This window comes from Chitinophaga sp. sic0106, from assembly GCF_019219075.1.
Taxonomy (GTDB): Bacteria; Bacteroidota; Bacteroidia; order Chitinophagales; family Chitinophagaceae; genus Chitinophaga.
The window spans coordinates 72,569-94,684 of the sequence record NZ_JAHUWJ010000001.1 but is presented as its reverse complement, the minus strand read 5'-3'; the positions used below and the strand labels follow the sequence as shown (position 1 = coordinate 94,684).

General features: G+C 44.8%; 18 protein-coding genes and 2 tRNA genes. 4 read left to right on the top strand and 16 right to left on the bottom strand.

Annotated features, from left to right (window positions below; all coding sequences use genetic code 11):
• The first annotated feature begins 38 nt into the window (after nucleotides 1–38).
• Nucleotides 39–587, top strand: coding sequence for an adenylyl-sulfate kinase (gene cysC / locus KW844_RS00390; protein ID WP_218374735.1), 549 nt, complete (start codon nucleotides 39–41; stop codon nucleotides 585–587).
• Here the strand turns inward: cysC and KW844_RS00385 are convergent.
• The 11 genes from KW844_RS00385 to KW844_RS00335 form a co-directional block, all read right to left on the bottom strand.
• Entirely contained in the window at nucleotides 521–1,453 is a 933-nt protein-coding gene (locus tag KW844_RS00385; protein WP_218374734.1) for a hypothetical protein, read from the bottom strand. The genes cysC and KW844_RS00385 overlap by 67 nt on opposite strands.
• A 217-nt stretch (nucleotides 1,454–1,670) precedes the next feature.
• A tRNA-Asn gene (locus KW844_RS00380) sits at nucleotides 1,671–1,744 on the bottom strand.
• A gap of 181 nt (nucleotides 1,745–1,925) precedes the next feature.
• Nucleotides 1,926–2,987, bottom strand: a complete 1,062-nt coding sequence (locus tag KW844_RS00375; protein ID WP_218374733.1) for a glycosyltransferase family 2 protein — start codon at nucleotides 2,985–2,987, stop codon at nucleotides 1,926–1,928.
• A gap of 205 nt (nucleotides 2,988–3,192) precedes the next feature.
• Nucleotides 3,193–3,627 carry a hypothetical protein gene (locus tag KW844_RS00370; protein ID WP_218374732.1) on the bottom strand — a complete coding sequence of 145 codons (435 nt, stop codon included), beginning with the start codon at nucleotides 3,625–3,627 and terminating at the stop codon, nucleotides 3,193–3,195.
• Between the two features lie 593 nt (nucleotides 3,628–4,220).
• Complete coding sequence (locus KW844_RS00365) at nucleotides 4,221–5,102, bottom strand: ATP-binding protein (protein ID WP_218374731.1); 882 nt, start codon at nucleotides 5,100–5,102, stop codon at nucleotides 4,221–4,223.
• Nucleotides 5,103–5,181: 79 nt separating this feature from the next.
• The gene (locus KW844_RS00360; protein ID WP_218374730.1) at nucleotides 5,182–5,880 is read right to left on the bottom strand and encodes an ATP-binding protein; all 699 of its coding nucleotides are present in this window, start codon (nucleotides 5,878–5,880) and stop codon (nucleotides 5,182–5,184) included.
• 139 nt (nucleotides 5,881–6,019) lie between these two features.
• Nucleotides 6,020–6,093: transfer RNA gene (locus tag KW844_RS00355), tRNA-Asn, on the bottom strand.
• A 116-nt stretch (nucleotides 6,094–6,209) separates the two neighbouring features.
• On the bottom strand, nucleotides 6,210–7,811 hold the full coding sequence (locus KW844_RS00350; protein WP_218374729.1) for a glycosyltransferase family 39 protein: 1,602 nt from the start codon (nucleotides 7,809–7,811) through the stop codon (nucleotides 6,210–6,212).
• A 71-nt stretch (nucleotides 7,812–7,882) separates the two neighbouring features.
• Nucleotides 7,883–8,227 carry a Rieske 2Fe-2S domain-containing protein gene (locus tag KW844_RS00345; RefSeq protein ID WP_218374728.1) on the bottom strand — a complete coding sequence of 115 codons (345 nt, stop codon included), beginning with the start codon at nucleotides 8,225–8,227 and terminating at the stop codon, nucleotides 7,883–7,885.
• On the bottom strand, nucleotides 8,227–9,417 hold the full coding sequence (hflX, locus tag KW844_RS00340) for a GTPase HflX (protein WP_218374727.1): 1,191 nt from the start codon (nucleotides 9,415–9,417) through the stop codon (nucleotides 8,227–8,229). Before hflX ends, KW844_RS00345 begins: the two co-directional genes overlap by 1 nt.
• A 52-nt stretch (nucleotides 9,418–9,469) precedes the next feature.
• Nucleotides 9,470–11,512, bottom strand: a complete 2,043-nt coding sequence (locus KW844_RS00335; RefSeq protein ID WP_218374726.1) for a M13 family metallopeptidase — start codon at nucleotides 11,510–11,512, stop codon at nucleotides 9,470–9,472.
• A 134-nt stretch (nucleotides 11,513–11,646) separates the two neighbouring features.
• On the opposite strand from KW844_RS00335, the gene KW844_RS00330 reads away from it, so the two are divergent.
• From KW844_RS00330 to KW844_RS00320, 3 genes are all read left to right on the top strand, one after another.
• Nucleotides 11,647–12,834 (top strand): DUF5009 domain-containing protein, encoded by a 1,188-nt coding sequence (locus tag KW844_RS00330; RefSeq protein ID WP_218374725.1) that lies wholly within the window; start codon nucleotides 11,647–11,649, stop codon nucleotides 12,832–12,834.
• A gap of 276 nt (nucleotides 12,835–13,110) precedes the next feature.
• Entirely contained in the window at nucleotides 13,111–13,338 is a 228-nt protein-coding gene (locus KW844_RS00325; RefSeq protein WP_218374724.1) for a hypothetical protein, read from the top strand.
• Nucleotides 13,295–13,618: a hypothetical protein gene (locus tag KW844_RS00320; protein ID WP_218374723.1), complete on the top strand. Its 324-nt coding sequence runs from the start codon at nucleotides 13,295–13,297 to the stop codon at nucleotides 13,616–13,618. The genes KW844_RS00325 and KW844_RS00320 overlap by 44 nt, the downstream gene beginning before the upstream one ends.
• A 7-nt stretch (nucleotides 13,619–13,625) precedes the next feature.
• On the opposite strand, the gene KW844_RS00315 is transcribed toward KW844_RS00320, so the two are convergent.
• From KW844_RS00315 to KW844_RS00295, 5 genes are read right to left on the bottom strand one after another with little or no spacing between them, the layout of a single operon-like run.
• Nucleotides 13,626–15,506, bottom strand: coding sequence for a monovalent cation:proton antiporter-2 (CPA2) family protein (locus KW844_RS00315; RefSeq protein WP_218374722.1), 1,881 nt, complete (start codon nucleotides 15,504–15,506; stop codon nucleotides 13,626–13,628).
• A gap of 1 nt (nucleotide 15,507) precedes the next feature.
• On the bottom strand, nucleotides 15,508–16,113 hold the full coding sequence (locus KW844_RS00310; RefSeq protein WP_218374721.1) for an NAD(P)H-dependent oxidoreductase: 606 nt from the start codon (nucleotides 16,111–16,113) through the stop codon (nucleotides 15,508–15,510).
• 23 nt (nucleotides 16,114–16,136) lie between these two features.
• Nucleotides 16,137–17,987, bottom strand: a complete 1,851-nt coding sequence (locus KW844_RS00305; RefSeq protein WP_218374720.1) for a chloride channel protein — start codon at nucleotides 17,985–17,987, stop codon at nucleotides 16,137–16,139.
• 17 nt (nucleotides 17,988–18,004) lie between these two features.
• Complete coding sequence (locus KW844_RS00300) at nucleotides 18,005–18,913, bottom strand: transglutaminase-like domain-containing protein (protein ID WP_218374719.1); 909 nt, start codon at nucleotides 18,911–18,913, stop codon at nucleotides 18,005–18,007.
• A gap of 26 nt (nucleotides 18,914–18,939) precedes the next feature.
• A complete protein-coding gene (locus KW844_RS00295) occupies nucleotides 18,940–21,540 on the bottom strand; it encodes an NACHT domain-containing NTPase (protein WP_218374718.1) in 2,601 nt (866 codons plus the stop codon).
• Between the last annotated feature and the right edge of the window lie 576 nt (nucleotides 21,541–22,116).

Genomic DNA, 22,116 nt, shown 5'->3' with positions numbered 1-22,116 from the left:
TGTCAGGAACTTCCATCACCCCCTTTAACAGCTATACTATGATCATCCAACTTACCGGACTGTCCGGCGCAGGGAAAAGTACATTGGCCGAAGGTGTAAAAACCTTGCTAGAAAACCATTCGCTGAAAGTAGCGATCATTGACGGTGATGTATACCGAAAAACCCTTTGCAAAGATCTTGGTTTTTCTAAGGAAGACAGAATGGAAAATATCAGGCGACTTGGCAAAGCGGCCTGGGAGTTAAAGGCTGCGGCAGATATTATTTTGATTGCCGCTATCAACCCATTTGAGGCCATCAGGAAGGAGTTGAAGGATAACTATGACGCCAAAACGGTGTGGATAAAATGTGATATCCCCGTACTTACTACAAGAGATACCAAAGGGTTGTATAAACGGGCACTGTTAAACGATGATCATCCGGATAAAGTTTTCAACCTCACAGGGATCAATGATACCTATGAACCACCGGTTTCCCCCGATCTGGTCATTGACACCTCCACGGAAGTCGTTGAACAATCGATTCAGAATTTTTTTGAATTTCTTATTTTCTCCAGGGCTTCATATTTTTCAAACGCAGCACGGCAGTAGTCAGGCACCGGATCTTTTATTTCATCTTCAGCAAATACCTGATCAGGGTATTTTGCATGAAACGTGGCCCGGCTTTTTATTTTGTCCATTTGATCATCGCTGATAGGCGTATCAGTTATACGCGCTATCTTTTCTACCATTGCAACGGGACCTTCCTTGTAATTTATAGGAAAAGCAAGAGGATCTTTTTCCAGTACCTGCAAAAATGCCTGGTTATATTTATCCAGTACTTCGCCCAGGTATGCTTCCATATTCATTTGCCGCACATCGTTTTCAAATCCGAACAGCGTGGGTTCGATTAAGCCCGGTATGGCGTGCATTCCCCTACGTTTCTGTTGTGATCTGGCCACCTCGTCGGGCCGGCGATAGAGTAAGATAAAAGGCGTTTGCGGGTATAGCGCCCTTAATTGATTATAAAAGAAGATATGCCAGCTGTCAGTTTTAATGAACAAACGTTTTCTATAATCTTTTGCTGGCGCATGTAAAGCGATTGCGTCTTTGAGGTACTCATATGGAACGGTATTCCCTGCTCTTAGCACTGCATCAAAAAAAGGAACTTCTGAAAGCACAATATTGCTGCGATCTTCCGCCAGTAGTTGTGAGGCTAAAGTAGAACCACATCTGGATACATGAAAAATAAATGCTGATGGCGCCACATCTTCAACTTCCTGCCTCCACGCTGGCAATATATCCATACCGCTTACGCTTCTATAGCTCCGACGATTTGTTTGCCGGCAGATGCTGATAGTTTCATCAAAGAAAGGTTCCGTAAACTCTTTACCATCCGTGTAAAGCCATTCACAATGCGGGATGCCCTCGTTGAATGAAAGTTTGAAAGGGATCCAGTTTTCCAGTGCTGCCGCCATATTGGTATTATTTAAGGGTTTATGTTGTAAGATAGGAAAAACAGTTTCAATAACATCGGTGAGCGATATTCATTCCAGGACCGGCTAAAAAGTGTTACCGAAGTGTTACCGATTAGAAAATAGCCACACAGTTGAGGTGATAAAGTTAGGAAATACTTGGTAGGAAGAAAAAGCGGAAAGCCTTACCATTGAAGACTTTCCGCTTAGTTTTTATTCGCTCCCCCTGCTGGACTTGAACCAGCGACCCTCTGATTAACAGTCAGATGCTCTAACCAACTGAGCTAAGGAGGAGTATAACTGCTATACTTCTGGAAATCTGATGGTTATCAGACGACCGGGTCGCAAATGTAATAAATACCTTAAAACTTCAAAGAAAAATTTTGTGCTATTTGTAAAAAAAACTTCTAAATCACCTATGGTATTGAGTTGTAGCTGATGTTTTTTCCATGGTTTTATCAAAAATTCCGGTATGTTAGGCCAGTAAATGCGTTTTTTTTGTGACATATTCCTGTACTGTACCTTTTCCATAGCCGTTACTATTAATGATTTTAGGCTGATTTCTGTTGGAGAGATAAATTTTTTTGCTGAGATACATAGCCCGCTGAAACAGGAAGTTTTCGCCTAATTCCCCGGGATATATCGGTTGAAATACCCGCTCATCCTGACTTAACAGGGACCCATCTCCGATCGGTGATAAGGTCAGGTAGTTTTCGTTATTCTTTTTATAGAGATGATATTTGTCTTCTTTATAAAGAAAATTACCCGCATAAATTTTCTTTATGGGAGTTTTCAGAAAGGTAGTAGCGTCATTGCATAATAAGTGGTGATCTACTGTTACTTTTTCGTACATATTATTATCCTGTAAATAGATAATCTCCGGAACAGGCGCCTGGCAATAGAATAGCTTCTGCAGCTTCCAAAGCGCCATCCCTCCTTTGATGCGCATACGGTCCTCATGTGGGATGGCTTGCAGGTAAGTTTCAGCTTTAATAATGTGTTTGGAGCATCCAAGTAATTGTAGTCGTTTTTTGAAGTCCTGATCTTCAAACCCATATTCCTGTACTGCTTCATCATAGCCGTGTACCGCATGAAAGTCATCACGGTGAACTGCCACGCGGCCCTGTACATCCCAATATTTTTTAGCATCACCTATAGCGGGCGGCTGTAAGTAAATCTGCCGGTTATTTACAAAGCGCTCATTCACATATTCCGCGAATCCAGGGCCGGTAAAATTATCCGCATCAATACCGCAAAGTATATCCCCGGCAGCTAGCCGGAATACCATATTTTTGGCATGACTCATCTGGAAAAATTGTGGCTCCCTGGTGTGATAATACTTGAGAATGCCCTGCTCCAAATATTTTGCCATGGCGGTTTGCACCCATTCATGTAAATCGTCGGAGGAATTGTAATTGAGTAGTACAAACTCAATATTACCATAGCCAATATTGTCTGCTATGTTCCGTGGAAAGGTTTCTCTCAGGTGCATGGTACGGTTCATACAAACCGTGCAAAGTGATAACTTATACTTCATTTCAAATGCTTTAACGGCATCGAGGGATGAAAGTATAACGTTGGGGAGGGGGGATTGTTGAGTGGGTTATAAACCCTACTAGTTACCTCGCGCAGCCCTGTCTTGTCAGGGATTAGCAGTCAGATTGCCTCCCAGATCATTAGGAAGGGACATTCTGGGAGGAATGGTAGTCATTACGAGTTATAGGTACACGAAGGACTATTTATCATAATATTTGAAAGAGGTTAAAAGGTTCAAAACTAGCCGGAATGGTAGTATTTATCGTTGCTAATGTCGCAAGTAAAGGATCATTGTTAACAGAAGATGGAATATTCTTGGGTCTTGCAACTAAGTGGAAAATGGGGTTATCACAGTTTCCAGGATAAGTTTTGTCATATGAATAGAATCCACATTTAGCCATTCTGACAAAGTCGTTCAAATAGTTCTGTAGGTTATTAACAGATATATCCTTCAGGCGTGTTAGATTGGGATTTATTTCGACTTCAAAGGATTCTGTTATCAATGGCAGTTGTAAGGAAATAAAAGCTTCATTACTAAGATCGATATCAGCCAGTATAGGTGGAAGTATACCTCCAGCAGAGGCAATATGAATAGGCTTTTGCAGGTCAGTAAAAAAGATATCTAAATCTCTGGTTTGCATTTCTATTAGAGAATATGCCATAATTGTTTCAAGTAAAAGTTAGCTTGCAATTTTTGCACATTGAAATTATTTGCATTGTCCTGGGCCTTATTGTATTCGAAAATATTATGTCATAAGGTTGATGCCATGGATTATAGATTCTTTAGTACTAAGAAATGGAAACTGACAACAGTTGGTCCGACAAAATTTCTATTTTCTTCGTAAAATAAAACTCATCACGCTCATAAGGATTGGCGTGATTAAAAACAGTACTATGGTTATGTTGATTTAGGGAGTTCTATTGAGATGAAAAATTTAAAGGATATAAAAATGCCTGCATCACTGCAAGCCTTCTCTTTCGCTCCCCTAATAGGACAATTATCGAACCAATGGCTACAAGATTTACTCGCATTCAGCGAATTATCATGCAGCCAAATACAAATCAACTAGTCTTGAATATTAGAGATATTAGACTAATAAACAATTAACCCTACAAGAAAAATAAGTTGATAATCAATAACTTACAACTACCTTGCACAACTCATTCTAATTAACGCTCTAATTAACTCTAATTAAAATGTCACAATATCTCTAAATATCAAATGATTAATTCTCTAGACTAATACCCATTTAGGAACTGCATCAGACCCAACATTTTTAACTCTTCCTTGTTTCCTGAGAGAGGAAAGTAAATTATTAATCTTAATTTTCTTCTGCTTATCATCCATCCAATCTGGCAATTTCTTCCATAGCAGATCATCAACGTCTTTCCTATTTAAATGGCCATGCTCCTTAACTGATTTTTCAATAAAGTCAAGATAGTATGCATCATCAAATCCTTTATTTTTCGAATAATCTGCCTTTTTCCCTATTTCCTCCGCAACCTTTTGAGCAATATAAAAATTCGGTTTCCGTCCTTCAATAAGGCTCTTTGACTTTAAATGTTTTTCTTCTTCAATACTTAACGGCAATCTTTTTTGAACTTTATCAAGAAGAATTATTTCTGCTAACGTAAGATCCGAATTAGAAGCAAGAATACGTGCATAAGCTTGATTTAAGATCTTTCCAGTCAATGTAACTTTGACTCTTTCATTACTCAAATCATAATCAGGTAACGGGAAAAATCGATCCCGCTGATAGTTATACATCTTTCTAATCCCGCCTCCTGCAGTATCAACCATTTTCAGATTAAACATTGCATTAGCCAAAAAATTATTTCGATACTGTTCTTCAGGAGCATTATCAATTATAACCTTTTCTACTGATCCGGGAATAAAAGTACCTACGTTAGTGAATGTCAACTGATCTTCAGACTCAATCACATTAATTCGTCCCGCTTTAGTATAGTCCTGGTGAGCAATACAATTATTTATAGCCTCTCTGATTGAATAAGGCTCATATTGGTCTATTTCTTCAGGGAATAAAGTACCATCTTTTATATAACGATACTTTAAATTCCTAATTTTGGCATACACCTTATCTACAGCAAGCAACATTGGAGGTCCAAATATTGCATAGTCTTTATCATTGCCTGAGCTATCTTTTAAAAGCCAGCGAATTTTTACTTCTGCGGGATTAATGTAATGCTCGGATTCTTCTTCCCAATAAAATAATTGCAGTTCGTGTAATTTTTCCTTTGATAAGGAGCTTCGATTTATTTAAAAAGGTTACATCATCCCACTTGTCAACTTCTTTAGCACTTGAAGTAAACTTACTTGTATAATTTAACCTTGCTACCTGAATAGCCACAGGATCCAAATCGTCTATGGTAGCATCAGGAATTATAACCGCACTCCAATCCACCGCCAAAGCTTGAGATCGGATCCTATCAATTTCCTCAATATTTAAAGGGTTCAGTTCTTCATTATCCCGACCATAGTAATGACCTTCCCATGCAATCGGAATTCCTTTTGGAGCCGCCGGAATTTGAAACATTATTACTCTACCTTCTTTCAAAAGGACCTCATAAATGTCGATAAATGTAATTCTATGGGTTGCTTTATTTGCAATTTCAGATTTTAGACTATCCAAATCCTTTCTATTAGGCCGAAATTGGGACCCAACTATACCATGATGCTTATTTTCAACCCCGAATACTAACCATCCATATGGCTTTCCCTTTAAATTGGCTTCATTCGCAATTGCAGAAAAATACTTCCCTAGTTTATTAAAATCATAGTTAGCTTTTGCCTCTTTAAATTCAACGACTTCAGTTTCTGCGGGTAAATTGCGCAAATCAGCTAATATCTTTATTAACTCAAGCTCGTTTTTCATTAAATGAAATTAAGGAAACCAGATAGAAGAATTACATTGACCACGTAAAAGTATTTTTACTTGATCACCAATATGTGAATGGGGTAAATTGTACCCAAAAACAGAAAAAGGCCTGCATCACTGCAAGCCTTCTCTTTCGCTCCCCCTGCTGGACTTGAACCAGCGACCCTCTGATTAACAGTCAGATGCTCTAACCAACTGAGCTAAGGAGGAATTTCCCGTATCGTTTGTGCGATTTGGGATTGCAAAAATAGGTAAATTTTCATTTCTGCAAAATCTAATGGCATATTTTTTTAAAAAATATTTGAAAGGCCCTGTGGTAAAGGACTTTAAAACACTTCTACCAGGTATCTCTTCTGTAAAACACCCTCCCGGGTGGCTTTTCTTACAAACGGTAAATCCAGCTTGCTCACCCAAAACTGCGGGAATTCCTTAATAATATGATGCGGTGGTAACTGCTTCAGGCTTTCCGCTGCTGTGAAATATAAGCCCGGTGCCACTACCGTATCACACACACTTACCGGTGCATCGCTGTAAAATTCCAGTGAATAACTATGCGCTTGGTACATGCATACCGGCTGGCCCGGCAACTGCTCATTAATATATTTTGCAGCTGTGGACCCGCTCTGGTATTGCATCATATCGGGGTATAATATTGTAAAGAGATAGAAGTTTAGCAATATGCCCATGGCAACGGAACGGTAAAACACCGCTTCCCTCGTAGTTTTGTTTAGCCAGTTGTGCAACACCTTATACAGAATAATTAACACTCCCACTGGAATAAGCCACAACAAATGCATGGCAGGCCGGTATAGCAAATCTATGACCACAGCCAGTATCGCCACTAGGATGATGATGGTATACTGCGTGATCCGAAAAAATTTCAGCCCTTTTTCTGTATGCAAGCCCAATATATACCTGGCGGTAATAATGCTGAAAAAAGGAAATATGATATTGATATAATGCGGCAGCTGAAACCGGGACAGGGAAAACAACCCGAACGTCACTAAAGCACCTGCGATACAGTAATATTCCGGTTGAGATTTCCATCTCCCTATAAAAACTACCATACCCGCATATAACATAACAGACCAGGGCAGAAACGCCCATTGCAGCGTATGAAAAAAGAAAAACGGATCACCCTCCCCACGGATAGGCCCCGTATTCATAAAGCGCCCAAACTGACTGTCCCAGAAGAAAAACCGAATGCCAGAAACCCCGGTGCTGCCAAACACCACTTTCTCAGGATGTGCATCAAACTGCTGGTATAACGACCATAACTCAGGCGTGATAAACAATAACGTCAATACCGCCGCTACCAGCCAGCGCCAGTGAAACAGCTCCTTCCAGTTACGTGTAATCAGCAAATGCCCGCCAATAGCCGCTCCTACGGGTACGATAGCAAATATCCCCTTCGTCATCACCGCTGCCGCCAGGAACAAGGCCCCCGGTAACACCTGCTTCTTATAAAAATGAAATACAGCGGCTATAATCAGCCCGGTCAGATAAGGCTCCGCACGCACATCGTTGTTGGATAATACCAGGTGCTCCGCCGTCAGCAGTATACACACCGCCCAGCGGGCTGTTTGTTCATCATACAGCTCCCGCGCAAAACGGAAAGTATACCACGCCCCCGTCATCAGGAATAATATCCCCGGCAGCTTATACGACCAGGTATGCATCCCGAAAATCTGAAAGCTCAAGGCAGTAACCCAGAAAGGGAAATGAGGCTTGTCCAGCCAGTCGCGGCCATCAACAAATAAATTCCAGTAGTCGTGCCGCAGCACCATATTTTTGGCAACAACGGCGTATAAAGTAGCATCAGGCTCCAGCAGGGGAACAAATAAAGCACTGAACTGAAGCAATACCAGTAATACAATGAATAATTGCCATACCTGCTTTTCATTGATAGGGTAACGAGTTGTAAGCATAGCGAAAAGTTACTCTCCGCCTGCATAATGGTCAATAACCGCTGGTAGGTTTAACAGAATGATAATGGGGCTTACCAGAGCCAGCCGCTGCTCTTTTCCATGCCCAGGAAAGTACCTTCTGGTCGCTGCTCCACCGGATAGGTTTTCAGAAAATACCCCTCCCCGCTCACATTACGGCCATTGCGGAGGTCAAATTTATAGCGGTGCAGCGGACAAACCACGTTTCCCGCCCCATCAATAAAGCCATCCGCCATAATGCCGCTTGCATGCGGACACTTATACGCAAAAGCAAAAAGCTGCCCGCCATATAATGTGCAGCACAGCTTTTTACCATTTACTTCGAGGATCTTTAAATCCGATGCTACCGTTGGCAGACTGGCATCATCCAGCCTGTGCCAGGTGTATTCTTTGGACATTAATAGAAGAATTCAGTTTTGTACGGATAACGCTCCCGATACAACTGCGCTACTTTATCCATAATGGTTTTACGCAGTTCCTCAATGTTACGCTTCTCTGTAGCAGCGATAAATACAGTGTTACCGTTGGTTTTGGTATCCCAGTCAGTTTTCAGCTGACGTAGGATGTCCTCCTTAATTTCCGGTGCCAGCCACTCGTCAAAGGTATTGGCCTCATACAGATCCATTTTGTTGAAGATCATGATAGTAGGCTTGTCAAATGCCTTTAACTCCTGGAGTGTACGGTTTACCACTTCAATCTGCTCCTCGTACTGAGGATGGGATATATCCACTACATGCAACAGGATATCGCTTTCACGTACCTCATCCAGCGTGGATTTGAAGCTCTCTACCAGGTGGTGCGGGAGTTTACGGATAAACCCTACGGTATCACTGAGAAGAAAAGGCGTCTGATCAAAAACGACCTTACGGGTAGTGGTGTCCAGCGTTGCGAAGAGTTTGTTTTCGGCAAATACTTCACTTTTGCTGAGCATATTCATGGTCGTGCTCTTGCCTACGTTGGTATAACCTACCAGGGCCACACGTATGAATTCACCACGTTCTTTACGCTGTGTGAGCGACTGCTTGTCGATTTCCGCCAAACGCTTACGCAGCAACGTAATTTTGTCCTTTACGATACGACGGTCCGTTTCGATCTCGGTTTCACCCGGACCCCTGCTACCAATACCACCTCCCTGACGCTCCAGGTGACTCCACATACCACGCAGTCGCGGCAGGATATACTGGTACTGTGCCAGCTCTACCTGCACTCTCGCCTGTGCCGTACGCGCCCGGCGGGCAAAAATATCCAGAATAAGGTCACTGCGGTCAATCACCTTTACTTTCAACACCTTCTCGATATTTGAAATCTGAGAGCCGGTAAGCTCATCGTCAAATATGACCAGGTCTATATTTCTGCCAGCTACAAACTGATGGATTTCTTCCAGCTTCCCCTTCCCAACAAAGGTGGCCCTGTCGGGATGTGCCAGTTTTTGAGTAAAACGCTTTACAGTCTGGGCGCCGGCTGTTTCAGCCAGAAAAACCAGCTCGTCCAGGAACTCCTGTACCTGGCGCTCGCTTTGGTCTTTCGTGATTACTCCTACAATCACGGCCCGCTCCTCTTGTTTTACTAATTGTTTTTTCTCAATCAAGGTATTATAATTATTAGACAGCAAAATTAGCAAGAAAATCGCTGATCTCCGCCTACCAGATGCGTACCCGTAAGCTGTCGGGGCGATACATTTTGTCGCCCGGTTTCAGGCCATATACGTCATAAAACGCATCCACATCACTGAAAGGCCCGTTCACCCTGAATTTAGCCGGAGAGTGTACGTCGGTGAGTACACGCCTTGCCAGTTCCTCTTTCTTGGTGTGACTCAGCCATCCCAGGGAATATCCCAGGAAATAGCGCTCTGATGGGGATAGTCCGGAGATTTTCTCGTTTTTCTTAAACTGTTCGGTTTTTTGAAATGCATCCCAGCCAAGCAAAATACCACCCAGGTCGGCAATGTTCTCGCCCAGGGTAGCCTGGCCATTAATGCGCAAACTATCTACTACTACATATTCATTGAACTGCTGCACCATTACGGCTGCACGTTTATTAAACTTCTCCTCATCTTCCTTGCTCCACCAGCTTTTCAGGTTACCATCGGCATCAAACTGGCGCCCCTCATCATCAAAGCCATGGGTGATCTCATGACCGATGGTGGAAGCTCCGGCATATCCATATACCAGCGCATCATCCAGCTCCTCATCACGTTTACCCGGTACCGTGAATATTCCCGCCGGCAGCACAATTTCATTGTTGCTAGGGTTGTAGTAAGCGTTGTAAGTCTGTGGCGTCATCTCCCAGATAGTACGGTCCACAGGCTTGCCCAGCTTAGCCACCTGATATTGATGCCACCATTCCATTGCACGGAGGTTATTCTCAAAGTAGCTTTGCGCTTTGATGTCCATGGCAGAAAAATCTTTCCACTTATCGGGATAACCTACTTTCTTAGTGATCTTCGACAACTTATACAGCGCCTTTTCCTTGGTGCTGTCGCTCATCCAGGTTAGTTGCTGAATACGTGTTTTCAGCGCACCGCGAATATCCTCTACCAGGGTCTCATACCTTTTCTTGGCATTGGCATTGAAATATTCCTTTACGAATAATTGTCCCAATGCCTCTCCCATGGCTGATTCCTCTGCATCCAATACCCGCTTCCAGCGTACCTGCTGCTTTTCCTGGCCGCGCATCAGCTTACCATAAAACGCAAAGTCGGCCGCGCTGATGGTATCACTTAAATACGGTGCTGCCGCATTGATCACCTGCCATCTGAGGTAGTTTTTCCAGGTATCCAGCTTTTGCGACTTAATGGCATTGCTCAGCGTGGTATAAAACTCCGGTTGCCCTACGATCACCGTATCTGCAAATTTGCTGATGCCTTGCTGCTCCAGGTAGGCCTTCCAGTCTATATTCCCGGCAATTTTATTCAGCTGCGCCACCGGCATTTTGTTATAGTTGGCATTAGGATCACGCAGCGCTTCCAGCTTGCGACTGGATTTTGCCAATACGGTTTCCAGTGCTACAATGTCCGTGGCAGCTGCATCTGCCTGCCCTGCCGGCATGCCTGTGAACTGCAGCATTTTGGAGATATGCGAAGGATAAGCCGCGCGTATTTTAGCCGTTCTGTCGTCCGTGTTGAAATAGTAGTCGCGGTTAGGCAAACCTAAACCTCCCTGCCAGAACTGGACGGCCATGAGTTCCGAGTTTTTGGCATCTTGCCCGATATATACGCCACAAAGCGCGCCGGTAAATACAGACAGCTTTGCGCTCAGCGTAGCAAGCTCCTGTACATTAGTAACGGCATCAATGGCCTGTAACTGAGTGGCAATAGGTTTAATGCCGTCAGTATTCAGTTTGGCAGAGTCCATACCCGATTGCCAGAAAGCAGCAATCTTATTGGAAATAGCATCGCCGGGGTTATCAGCGGCTTTTTCGTTGATGGTCCTGAGCCGGTTGTACAACTCTTCTTTTACAAGGTTGCCAATTCCCCAGGAGCTATATTCGGCAGGGATAGGATTGGCTTTTATCCAGCCGCCATTGGCATAGTCAAAGAAATCCTGGCGGGGGGCAACCGTAGTATCCCGGTGTACAGCCAGCGGATCAGGGCTGTCCGCAGCGGCTTTTTTATCACCCTGGTTGCAAGCCAGGAAGAATGCCATGGCCGATACACTAACGCCGGCCAGTAAATAATTCTTCATAAGCGAGATGATAGTTTAAATGAAGATACCGGTTTTTGCGGACCCGTCAGGTTCCACTCATGTATAATTATTAACAATAATCCATTTGATATTGTATTTTGTTTGATGCTCACTTTATCCCCCGCAATTCCATTATGATTAACAACTTAACAAAAGGGCGTATCCTTTCAATCGACGCCTTCAGAGGGATTACTATCCTGGTGATGATCTTCGTAAACAATGTGGCTGGTGTATCCGGCATCCCGGAGTGGATGCAGCATGCCCATGGAAATGAAGACCGTATGACCTTCGTGGATGTAGTATTCCCGGCCTTTCTTTTTATTGTTGGTATGTCTGTACCATTCGCTATTAACAGCCGCCTCGCCAAAGATGATACCTTCTGGAAACTACAATGGCACATCTTGTGGCGTACACTCGGATTACTGGTGCTCGGCCTTTTTATGGTCAACACAGGTGAATTAAATGCAGCAGCTACCGGTATGTCTATGGCCCTCTGGGCACTTTTATTTTATGCCGGCGCCATCCTCGTGTGGAACGTTTATACGTTCAAACAAGCCTGGATCAGCTATTGCTTCAAAGCTGCCGGTGCAGCATTACTCATTTACCTCGCTGTGATTTACCGGGGAGGCGACGATGGCAGTCGTCACCTGGAGCCACAATGGTGGGGAATCCTGGGACTTATTGGCTGGGCTTACCTTTATGCCTGCATTATTTATCAGCTGGTACGCGGGGCCTCCGGTGGCGTGTTCCTGATGATTGCCGTATGTATGGCTTATTATGCCCTGGCGCATCAACCGTTTATCCGTGACAGTGAGTACAGCTGGCTGGGTGCCCAGTCCGGCAACGCTATTCATACTGCCGTAGTACTGTGTGGTATGTTGCTGTCGTTATTCTTCTTCGACGAAGACCTCGATCTCCGGGGTAGTAAGCTGGTATCAAGAGTAACCGGTTTCTTCATTATTCTTGTAGTGGCCGCAGTTTGCCTGCGCCCGCAGTACAAGATTTCAAAAATCCATGCTACTCCAAGCTGGGCCCTGTTTAGCGCCGCCAGCTGCGTAGCCGTTTTCGCCGTACTGTATTACCTGATTGATGTTAAACGCATCAGCAAATGGACGGAGTTTTTCAGGCCCGCAGGCGCTAATCCGCTGCTGACTTATATTCTGCCTGACATCGTTTATTTCCTGCTGATCTTCCTGGGGTTACACCTGCCGGATGTGGTAGGCCACGGCTTGCCTGGAATTATCTGGAGCGCGGTGTACGCCGTGTTAATGCTGTTCCTGGTAAAAGGGTTGAACAAGCTGAATATCAGACTGCAACTTTAAAACAGTCCCTATACAAAAGAGGAGTGCGGCCAGTTGGCTGCACTCCTCTTTTGCATTTAAAATACGCCGGAGGCCTTTTCCCCGCGATTTTAAAGGATGCCGGAGGCATTGTTTAAAATCGCCTCAACTCCCCTAATAAAAAGTTACATTCTGTAGAAAATAATTCTCTGAACAACATCCCTTACCCGCGCGTTTACGTATATATAGCAGGTGGCACCTGGTTTGCGAAATCCAATATTGACAGCGTATTATTCAGTATCCCAAATTGTAACTCCCATGAAAAAAATAGCAATTGTATTCGCAGCGGCAGGAGCTTTTTTGGCTATCTTAGCACAGCAAGCTGACACAAACGAATGGGTATGGGCTTCATTCTTCCATACACTCGGTTTCGTCGGCTATATTTTTGTAATCAGCGGCTTGGCCTACCTTTCCCTATGGTATATTCACCAACTGTCCAGAGATGAAAAACATCGGATCAGACATTATTATCACAAGGAAAAATAAGCAGCGCCTCACAGCGGTAACCATTATGCACACAGCTAATTTTACATTGAAATTTGAATACAAAGGACAGCCCCATATCCTCGAAGTACGCACTGCCGAATCGCCTTTTAAAACGGTGTACAGGGTGGATATTGCCGAACAGGAAATCACTTTCGAACCAGACGAAGAAGGCTATGTGAGAGCAGTATCCAGCAAACCGCTGCACGACCAGGTGAAACAAGTGGACGTAGAATTATTGCACCATGTGGCAGAAATGATCATTGCTCATATCAACAAATAACCGGCTATTACTCCGGTTCTCCCTTTACCTCATCGCGGATAGAACTGGAGTCCCAGCCCTCTCCCTCATCCAGCCAGGTCTTAATTTTGTCGGCAGAGATCAGTTGCTCCATTTCAGCAATCCTGTCTTTCATGACGCTGACAAACTCTTTCTTATTATCACGGGTAGCGGATAAACTTTTCAGACTCAGCTCGTCCTGCCTTAAAAAGGTACGGGCAGCCCGGTGATTGTGATAGGAACGCATACCCAGCATGTTCAATGCGTCCACGCCTAAACGAAGCGAGGTATCCACCGTTTCGCGGTAGATATGCAATACCCCCATGTCCATCAGCTCAAACGTATCCTGGCTGTCCTTTGCCCTTACCAGCATTTGCAGATGCGGAAAATAGCGCTTTACCATTTTTACCACTTCCGTGGTTTTTTCATAGTCATCCATGGCTACTATCAGCACCTTGGCCTTATCAGCCCCGGCTGCCACCAGCAAATCGTACCGGGAGGCATCTCCGTAATACACTTTAATTCCCAGGTTATGTAAGGCATCCACGCGGTCGGAATCCATGTCCAGGATGGTGGCGTTTACACCATTAGCACGCAGGAAACGCCCTGTGATACTGCCAAAGCGGCCAAAGCCCGCGATAATAACGGGGTTGTGTTCCTCAATCTGATCCTGCTCACGATCTGTGGTTTCATTGATGGTGAAGCGCGGCTGTATCAGCTTTTCATAGAGTAGCATCAGCAACGGCGTCAGTGCCATACTAATGGCCACTACCGCGGTGAGCATGCCTACCATCTTATCATCCAGAATCCTGCTTTGCTCGGAAAGGGAAAGCAACACAAATGCAAACTCTCCGATGTCGCATAAAGCAAAGGAAAACAGCAGGTTCTGATCTGTGCTCAGCTTAAATATCTTCCCTAAAAAGAAAAGTATCAATCCCTTCACGGTCATCAAACCGAATACTAAACCAAATATTATCCAGGGTTCCTGCCTGATTAAACTAAAATCAATGGAAGCGCCTACTGCAATAAAAAATAATCCCAGCAGCAATCCCTTGAAAGGTTCAATATCACTTTCCAGCTCATGCCGGTATTCGCTGTTAGCCAGTACCACACCGCCTAAGAATGCACCCAATGCGGAGCTCAGGCCTACAAGATTCATTAGTACAGCAATAGCTACCACCATCAGTAAGGCAGTGGCGGTAAACAATTCGCGTACTCTCGTGCGCGCTATGATATGCATGATCGGTTTTACCAGGTAGCGGCCACCAATTACAATCGTAGCTACCGCGCCCAGTACCACCAGGGTCTGGCCCCAGGCGGGAAGATTATCCCGGATAGATGCGGCATGTGCCGATTCCGTTTGCACTGCATTCACTGCCAGCAGCGGAAATATCGCCAGCATAGGAATTACCGCAATATCCTGGAACAACAAAACGGCGAAAGAGCTCTGCCCCGCTGCGGTGGACATCCACCCTTTTTCATTCAGCGTCTGTAATACTATCGCGGTGGAGGAAAGTGACATGATCATACCTATTGCCAGTGCAGCGTTGATGGGCACGCCCAGTAATAAAGCGATGCCGGCAATGGCAGCACTGCTCAGCAGCACCTGCAGGCCGCCAAGCCCCAGGATGGCCGATCGCAGCCGCCACAACAGCGTCGGTTGCAATTCCATCCCGATCAGAAATAACATCATCACCACCCCAAATTCCGCGAAGTGCATGATATCTTCCCCTTCTTTCCCTATAAAACCTGTAACAGAAGGACCAATGATCACCCCCGCCAGCAGATACCCCAATACCGCGCCCAGTCCCATTTTCTTGGCCAGCGGAACAAATATGATCGCCGCTGCCAGGTACACCATTGATTGAAAAAGTAATGAATGCTGATCCATATTATGAGGTTTGTACAGGTTCTTTTATCAATTCATTCAGGTTGGAAATGCTATCCAGTGTAGCCAGGTCAAAGTCCGGCGCCTTCAGTATTTCCAGCATGGCACGCAGCTTTTGCACCTCCTCTATTATATCTGATTTGTCCATACGGTGTACACCATAAATATTATAGGGAGAGACATAAGTCATCTTACAGATAACGGCCGTTTGAATGAACGGCAGCAGGAAATGCTCAAGCGGGAAACCATGCCGGCCCCCTTTCTGATATTCTTTCTCCTGACTTCCTGTAGAGATAATGTTACTGATATACTTTCCTTTCAGCGCCTTGCCACTATGACCATATGCCCAGCCATGCTCCAGCACCAGGTCCTGCCACTGCCGCATAATGGCAGGGGCGCTGTACCAATACAGCGGATGCTGCATCAGTATAATATCATGACGTGCCAGCAGGTCCTGTTCTCTGGATATATCAATGTCGAGGTCAGGATATTTCTCATATAAGTCGTTAAAAGTAATGCCCTGCATGTTCCTGATCATAGGAACAAGGTGGGCATGCATCCTCGACTTCTCCAGCGCAGGATGCGCAAATGTTATCAATACACGGGCCATACAGCCAATTGGTTTTAGGAGCGTTATAGGTCTGAATATTCCTGTAGTAATTTACGATAACGGTTCAGTATCCGGGATTTTGAAATCATCCCTACCAGCCGCTTATCCTTCACCACAGGCAGGTGCCAGGCATTCGCTGCGTCAAATTTGCGGATTACCTCTTCAATGTTGTCCTCCGCTTTTACTACCGCTGCCGGCGCCTTCATCAATTTCTTAACAGTCATGGTATCATATAGTTCCGGATCAAACATAATTGGCCGGATACTGTCCAGTGGTATCAACCCTTCAAATAATCCCAGTTCGTTCACCACTGCTATGTTGCTGCTGTCGCCTTCCTTGATCAGTTCTATCAGTTCACGGAGGGTGCCATTGTTTGAAATGGTCTGCACTTCGGTTTCCAGGAGGTCTTCCATCTTTATGAGCGATAAAATGTTTTTATCATGCGCCCTGGTAAACACCTTTCCTTCCTCCGCCAGCTCCTTAATTTCCGGTGATATAGGAGAAAACCATTTACTCATCAGGTACGACCCTGTTGCTACAATCATTAACGGTATAAACAGGTCGTAACCGGAGCTGGATTCTGCAATCAGAAATATAGCCGTCAGTGGGGCATACATTACGCCGCTCATCACACCGGCCATGCCTACAATAACCAGGTTGGTAACCGGTACATTGGAAAAGCCCAGCTGCGTGCACAACAGCGCAAAGAAAAATCCAAGAAAGCCACCTGAAAACAGCGAGGGTGCAAAGTTCCCGCCATTACCCCCGCTCTGGATGGTAATGGAACTGGCAAAGGCTTTTAGTAAACATATACATCCTGTGAAAATCAACAACATCTGATTTTGTTCGGGGATGTACCGGAAAAAACTGTTTTGCAGAATCGTTTCACCGTGACCGTTAGCCAGCGATTTCACCACCGTATACCCTTCTCCAAATAAAGGCGGCATGGCCACACAAAGCGCGGATACCAACACTCCACCCAGCATAGCCCTTTGTACAGGCTTCCATTTGAGTTCCTTAAAAAAATGTTCCACCTTTTGGGAGATGACCACATAATAGCGGGCATAAAATCCGCATAACACGCCCAACACAATATAATACGGGACATTCATGTAGTTAAACGGCGTACGCGACTCAAAGTGAAAAAGTACATCTTCCTGTAAAATGATTTTGGATAACAAACTACCGCAAACGGCAGCCACAATCAAAGGCATGAAATCTGAAAATACCACGCCGGTCAGTAATATCTCAAACGCAAACATCATCCCGGCAATCGGCGCATTAAATGCAGCAGCAATGCCGGCGGTGGCACCTGCTGCCAGCAAGAGGGTCCGCTCCTTATAGCCAAGATTATAAGTTCTGGCATAGTTGGACCCCAGCGCCGCACCGGTCACGGCAATCGGGCTTTCCAGTCCTGCAGAGCCTCCAAGTCCTACTGTTACGGCACTTTGCAATACCTGGGAATACATTTTCACCGGCGGTATCATGCTCGAGTTCTGGGCTATTTCGTGCAGGATGGCTGGTATGCCTTTGCGCGACTGCCCCTTGAAAAACCAGACCACTATCAATGTAGTAAGCACGATCCCCAGAAACGGGAAAAGGGCATAGAAAAAAACCTGTGTGGAAAAATGCACTTTGTACGTAATTACAAAGTGGATGTAGTGAACCAGCATTTTCAGGACTACACCTGCCATTCCCGCTCCGCAACCCACCAGCACCCCGGATAGCAGCAAAAACTGATTCCTGTTGAGCTTGCTGTGCAGCCAATGAATGACAATCTCGTAGCTCCTTGCTTTCCTGACACTGTAGGTTTCGAAATCTTTCTTGAATCTAAAAAAGCTATGGTATCTGCGTAAGTTCTTAAACTTGCTCATATGGCAAATTTAGGGCATCAGAGCTCAATGAGTGCGTAAACTTTATCATTCAGGTAAGGACCACCGGGATGGCGGGCCGAATAATCGAGGTTTATCCAGTACTCTCCCTTCAGCTCGTGGTAATAGATTTCTTTGATGGCCGGCTTAGGAAAAAGCAATATGATGGCCTGTTTCATGATTTCAAAGTCTTCCTTGGTGCCACAGTAAAGCTCCGGATAAGCATGCCCTTTGATCAGTACAATGCGGCAACGTGCCCCGATGGATTGCAGGCAGCTGGTCATCAGCAGGGAGTGATCATCGCAATCCCCGCCCAAACCATTCATAATCGTTTCCCGCGGCGTAGCAAAATACTCATCCCTCCGGGAGTCCAGCACATACTTGAAATTGTAGTTGATATATTTAAAAAGAGAGAGAAAACGTACGATTTTGCCGTATTTGTACCAATAAGCATCAAAATATTCGAGGGAATGCTGCACAGAAAAATTGCGCACCAGGGAGTCCTGGTAGTTGATCCGCTCCCGCATGCCCCGCACAGTCTTATCGCGATAGCTTTCCACTTTACGCGGGTAAAGACTGAGGATATCTATCTGTTTGCTATCCTTAGCGCCCCAGTTGCCCCTTACCATACCCTTATAGTCGTTCATGACGTGGGTAAAGGAATAACCTTCCACTAACCGGTTAGCTACCAGCAGCCCGCATACCATCAAAAAGGCCGGTATGACCAATGGCCGGAATACCCAGCGAAGGAGGTATACAAAGGCAAATGCAATGACTACCGCCACAACCAGGTCCACGTGCAAGCCGCCCGCCTTGATAGGAGGCAGAAACCTGTTTATAAACGGTGCCAGTACCAATAAAGTCAGTAAACTTAAAATATGCAGTACCAGCTTTTGAGAAACGGAATATTTGCTTTCGTCAATAGCCATCTACCCTGCAAGAAAGCAAAATTATGTCAGACTTTGCGTGCAAAATTTAGTGCTTCGTGTTTGAAAGAAGTATTTGCTTTAATGGTATCTATTTGAGTCTGTGTATCTTCCATCTTTCCGGACATATTCAGCTTTGCGTATAAGCTCTTCAGTAACGTCAGATTCCTGAGTGCCAGGATCTTAAAATCCAGTTTCTGAGCGGTTTCAACAGCATTTTCAGCTGTTCTCATTGCCCGCATCAGGTCCTGTTCCTTGTAATAGTAATCGGCAGAAATCATTTTTTGCAGCGACTCCACGTATTTGCTCGAGAAGTAGTCGGATGCGTAATTCCTGATAATGATATCTGTATGTCTGCAAACCCGCTCTGCGGTGCGCATATCTCCCATGCGGGCCAGCGCATGTGTTTGCCAGCAAAGGATCTGAAGTCTGAACGAATCCGTTTTCCTTCGCAGTAGCGATGGATGGGCTGCAAATACCAGTTTGGTGAATTGGAGCAGGTTGCCGTAATCTTCCATCAGTGCCAGCGCGTAACCCATATTGCGGATCACGATTTCCTGGGGAATGCTGGTAGCAGGCTCTTTGCCGGTAGTGGAGCAGGGTATCAGGTAGTGGTGATAACTGTATATTTTCTGCAATACCTGTTCATCCGCCACCCCAAACTTCATGCGCTCATATATAAACAGTAAAATCTCATGCGGCGTCACCCATAAGTCCTCCAGCTCTCCGGGGCCATAGATCTTTTTAATGGCCTGCAGGTGCATTTCACATTCCTCTGCTTCCAGTTGAAGTAGGGAGATGGTAAACAGCATACTGCGGATCTTCAGCTTGTCCTCTTGAGTGTCGGCCAGGGGAAGTAGCGCCCACAGCACTTTCTTTTTCCTGAAGTGGATAAACTCATCATTGATAAAGCTGCCGATAGGGTTCTTTTTAAAGAAACCCGCCGGGAAAATGGAACGCAGCTCCATCGGGTCATTACCATCCAGTTGATAGTGGAGTACGAGGTATTCCAGCAGATGGGATTTCTCCGTCATCGATAACTGCAGGTGCAGCATTTTGATGATGCCGTCTGTTTGTTTGTGGTTGATGGCGAACCGGAGCAGCCATTTAAATACCCCTACCCGGTAAGGGGAGGCAGGAAGGTAGGATAATACGTCTTCCAGGATGGTTTCCCCTACCTGCTGACTGTTTTTCTGCAGGTAGTGCATGGCCACAAAGTATTCCAGCAGGAAGGCATGCGCAAAACGCACCTTCACATGGTACATAATCTCCTGGCTGAGGTTTTCTTCTACCAATATATTATCAGCCAGCAGGTCCTTATAGGCCGGGAACAGTTCCGGGTTTTTGTCCAGGAGTTCAATTTTTTCCACATACATGCCGTTCCTGCCCATATCCAGCAGGGTCAGTAGTCGTTGTATGATTTTGATTTTAAATGAACTGGTTGGGGAGATGAAAACCTTATTCTGAACAAACCGGGAGATAATTTCAAACAGACTCAGGTTTTCGTCTATAAAAGACGTTTTCGGGTCCGGGTTTAGCTGGCAGAAGAGCTGTAGATAATACGGATGCCTGAGTTTCTGAAAAAATGATTCGGAGAACTGCTTAAGTACAGATTCCGGGTACTCATGTTTTTCCAGTACGTTTCTTATTTCCTGGTCAGAGAGTTGTTTTACGTTGATATTGGTTTCCTCGTCCATTTCGGAACCCACGTACCAGTAGCGGCGGAAGGCCGAATAGTCGTTAGGGCGTTGAAACAGCTCATTCCAGGTACTGCTGCGGACGGATAGGATCACCTTTATCCAGGGGAATTTTTCATTGGTATAAATGAAGTCTTCCAGCTTGGTATATATAAGTTTGAGTTTCTCGGCCGATACGGCGATTTCATCAAACCCATCGATGATCATGACCAGCCTGGAGCCATTTTTCATGAATTCGGCTGCAAAGTGTTCCCGGAAGTTATCGCCGGTGCCATGCGTCAGTTGCTGATCGAGCCAGGTGGAGAGGGAGAATCCCTTCAGCAGCAGGCTGCCAGCGGCGTGTGCATGGATAAAGAAGCAGATGTCGTCCTTGAATTTGGGGTGGGTGCCATGCCAGAAGTGGTCCGACATATGCACCAGCGAAATGGATTTACCCCATCCGGAGGGTGCAATGAGGGCGGTGGCCGTGTAGTTGCTTTCCAGGAACTTTTCCACATGATTTACCATGTACTGGCGCTTCACGGTGTGTTGGAAGTTAATGCCCGACCTGTTCTGCAACGTCAGCATGGTGTAATGCGACACGGCAGAAGCTTTGGTCCTCAGCTCCTGGATTTTCACTTCAATGGGGCTACCATTTTTAGCATTGGCTGCCTGTGGATTATTCAGCATATAGTGGTGCTGCTGGAATGATTCCCAGTCCTTATAATCACAGTACTGAGCGAGGGTGTTGAGGGTAAAGCGGGAAAAGCTGTGTTGGGCCACAGCAAATCCAAACACTCTTTTGAGGGTGGTTTCGCTTATCAGCTGCGTTGTCTTCTGCAGAATTGCCCTGCTCAGGTTTTTACATTCTCCTGGCGACATGACCTCTATCCCAAAATGCTGCAAAACTTCCTTTTGCAGGGATAGTATAAAGTCATAGGATATATCTATCATAGGGGACAATAATGGATTATGGAATTTAGGTACAAGAGTAATTACGTAGAGATCAGCTATTTAGATTTCGAAAAAAAGGGAATGAACAGGAAATTGCTAGCCATGATTATTTGTTATATATATGAAATTGTACAATGTGACTATTTTGTTAATTGATGAGTTTGCTTTTAGTTTAATTTAAAGAGATGATAATTAAATAATTAGGAAGTCTAATAGTTCTGTTTATACTGCTACTGGGTAGCACCTGGATCTGCTAAATGTTTAGCTAACTTTTAGTAAAATATTTTTTGAACAGCCCCAAAATTGATTGAACACGGTGATCCGAAATTTTAAAAATGAACAAAATGAACAGAGTCTTTAAAAAATGAACAGGTTGAATGCGCCAAGAGAAATGAACAAAAAGGCACATACATAAACGACGCCAGCACTATACTTTCGTATCATAGATTGTCAAAATATATCTAGGCAGAAAGGAGTTCATAATACTTTATCAACCAGAATCCCTTTCCCCAAAACACTTGCTTAACCGCTGCCTCCAATAGAGTTTATTGAAATCAATAAACAAGACTTCTTATT

What these genes read in the sequence shown, in the direction of transcription:
- cysC (WP_218374735.1), top strand. Translation starts at nt 39, where the DNA reads ATGATCATCCAACTTACCGGACTGTCCGGCGCAGGGAAAAGTACATTG.
- KW844_RS00385 (WP_218374734.1), bottom strand. Translation starts at nt 1,453, where the DNA reads ATGGCGGCAGCACTGGAAAACTGGATCCCTTTCAAACTTTCATTCAAC.
- KW844_RS00375 (WP_218374733.1), bottom strand. Translation starts at nt 2,987, where the DNA reads ATGAAGTATAAGTTATCACTTTGCACGGTTTGTATGAACCGTACCATG.
- KW844_RS00370 (WP_218374732.1), bottom strand. Translation starts at nt 3,627, where the DNA reads ATGCAAACCAGAGATTTAGATATCTTTTTTACTGACCTGCAAAAGCCT.
- KW844_RS00365 (WP_218374731.1), bottom strand. Translation starts at nt 5,102, where the DNA reads ATGTTGCTTGCTGTAGATAAGGTGTATGCCAAAATTAGGAATTTAAAG.
- KW844_RS00360 (WP_218374730.1), bottom strand. Translation starts at nt 5,880, where the DNA reads ATGAAAAACGAGCTTGAGTTAATAAAGATATTAGCTGATTTGCGCAAT.
- KW844_RS00350 (WP_218374729.1), bottom strand. Translation starts at nt 7,811, where the DNA reads ATGCTTACAACTCGTTACCCTATCAATGAAAAGCAGGTATGGCAATTA.
- KW844_RS00345 (WP_218374728.1), bottom strand. Translation starts at nt 8,227, where the DNA reads ATGTCCAAAGAATACACCTGGCACAGGCTGGATGATGCCAGTCTGCCA.
- KW844_RS00335 (WP_218374726.1), bottom strand. Translation starts at nt 11,512, where the DNA reads ATGAAGAATTATTTACTGGCCGGCGTTAGTGTATCGGCCATGGCATTC.
- KW844_RS00330 (WP_218374725.1), top strand. Translation starts at nt 11,647, where the DNA reads ATGATTAACAACTTAACAAAAGGGCGTATCCTTTCAATCGACGCCTTC.
- KW844_RS00325 (WP_218374724.1), top strand. Translation starts at nt 13,111, where the DNA reads ATGAAAAAAATAGCAATTGTATTCGCAGCGGCAGGAGCTTTTTTGGCT.
- KW844_RS00320 (WP_218374723.1), top strand. Translation starts at nt 13,295, where the DNA reads ATGAAAAACATCGGATCAGACATTATTATCACAAGGAAAAATAAGCAG.
- KW844_RS00315 (WP_218374722.1), bottom strand. Translation starts at nt 15,506, where the DNA reads ATGGATCAGCATTCATTACTTTTTCAATCAATGGTGTACCTGGCAGCG.
- KW844_RS00310 (WP_218374721.1), bottom strand. Translation starts at nt 16,113, where the DNA reads ATGGCCCGTGTATTGATAACATTTGCGCATCCTGCGCTGGAGAAGTCG.
- KW844_RS00305 (WP_218374720.1), bottom strand. Translation starts at nt 17,987, where the DNA reads ATGAGCAAGTTTAAGAACTTACGCAGATACCATAGCTTTTTTAGATTC.
- KW844_RS00300 (WP_218374719.1), bottom strand. Translation starts at nt 18,913, where the DNA reads ATGGCTATTGACGAAAGCAAATATTCCGTTTCTCAAAAGCTGGTACTG.
- KW844_RS00295 (WP_218374718.1), bottom strand. Translation starts at nt 21,540, where the DNA reads ATGATAGATATATCCTATGACTTTATACTATCCCTGCAAAAGGAAGTT.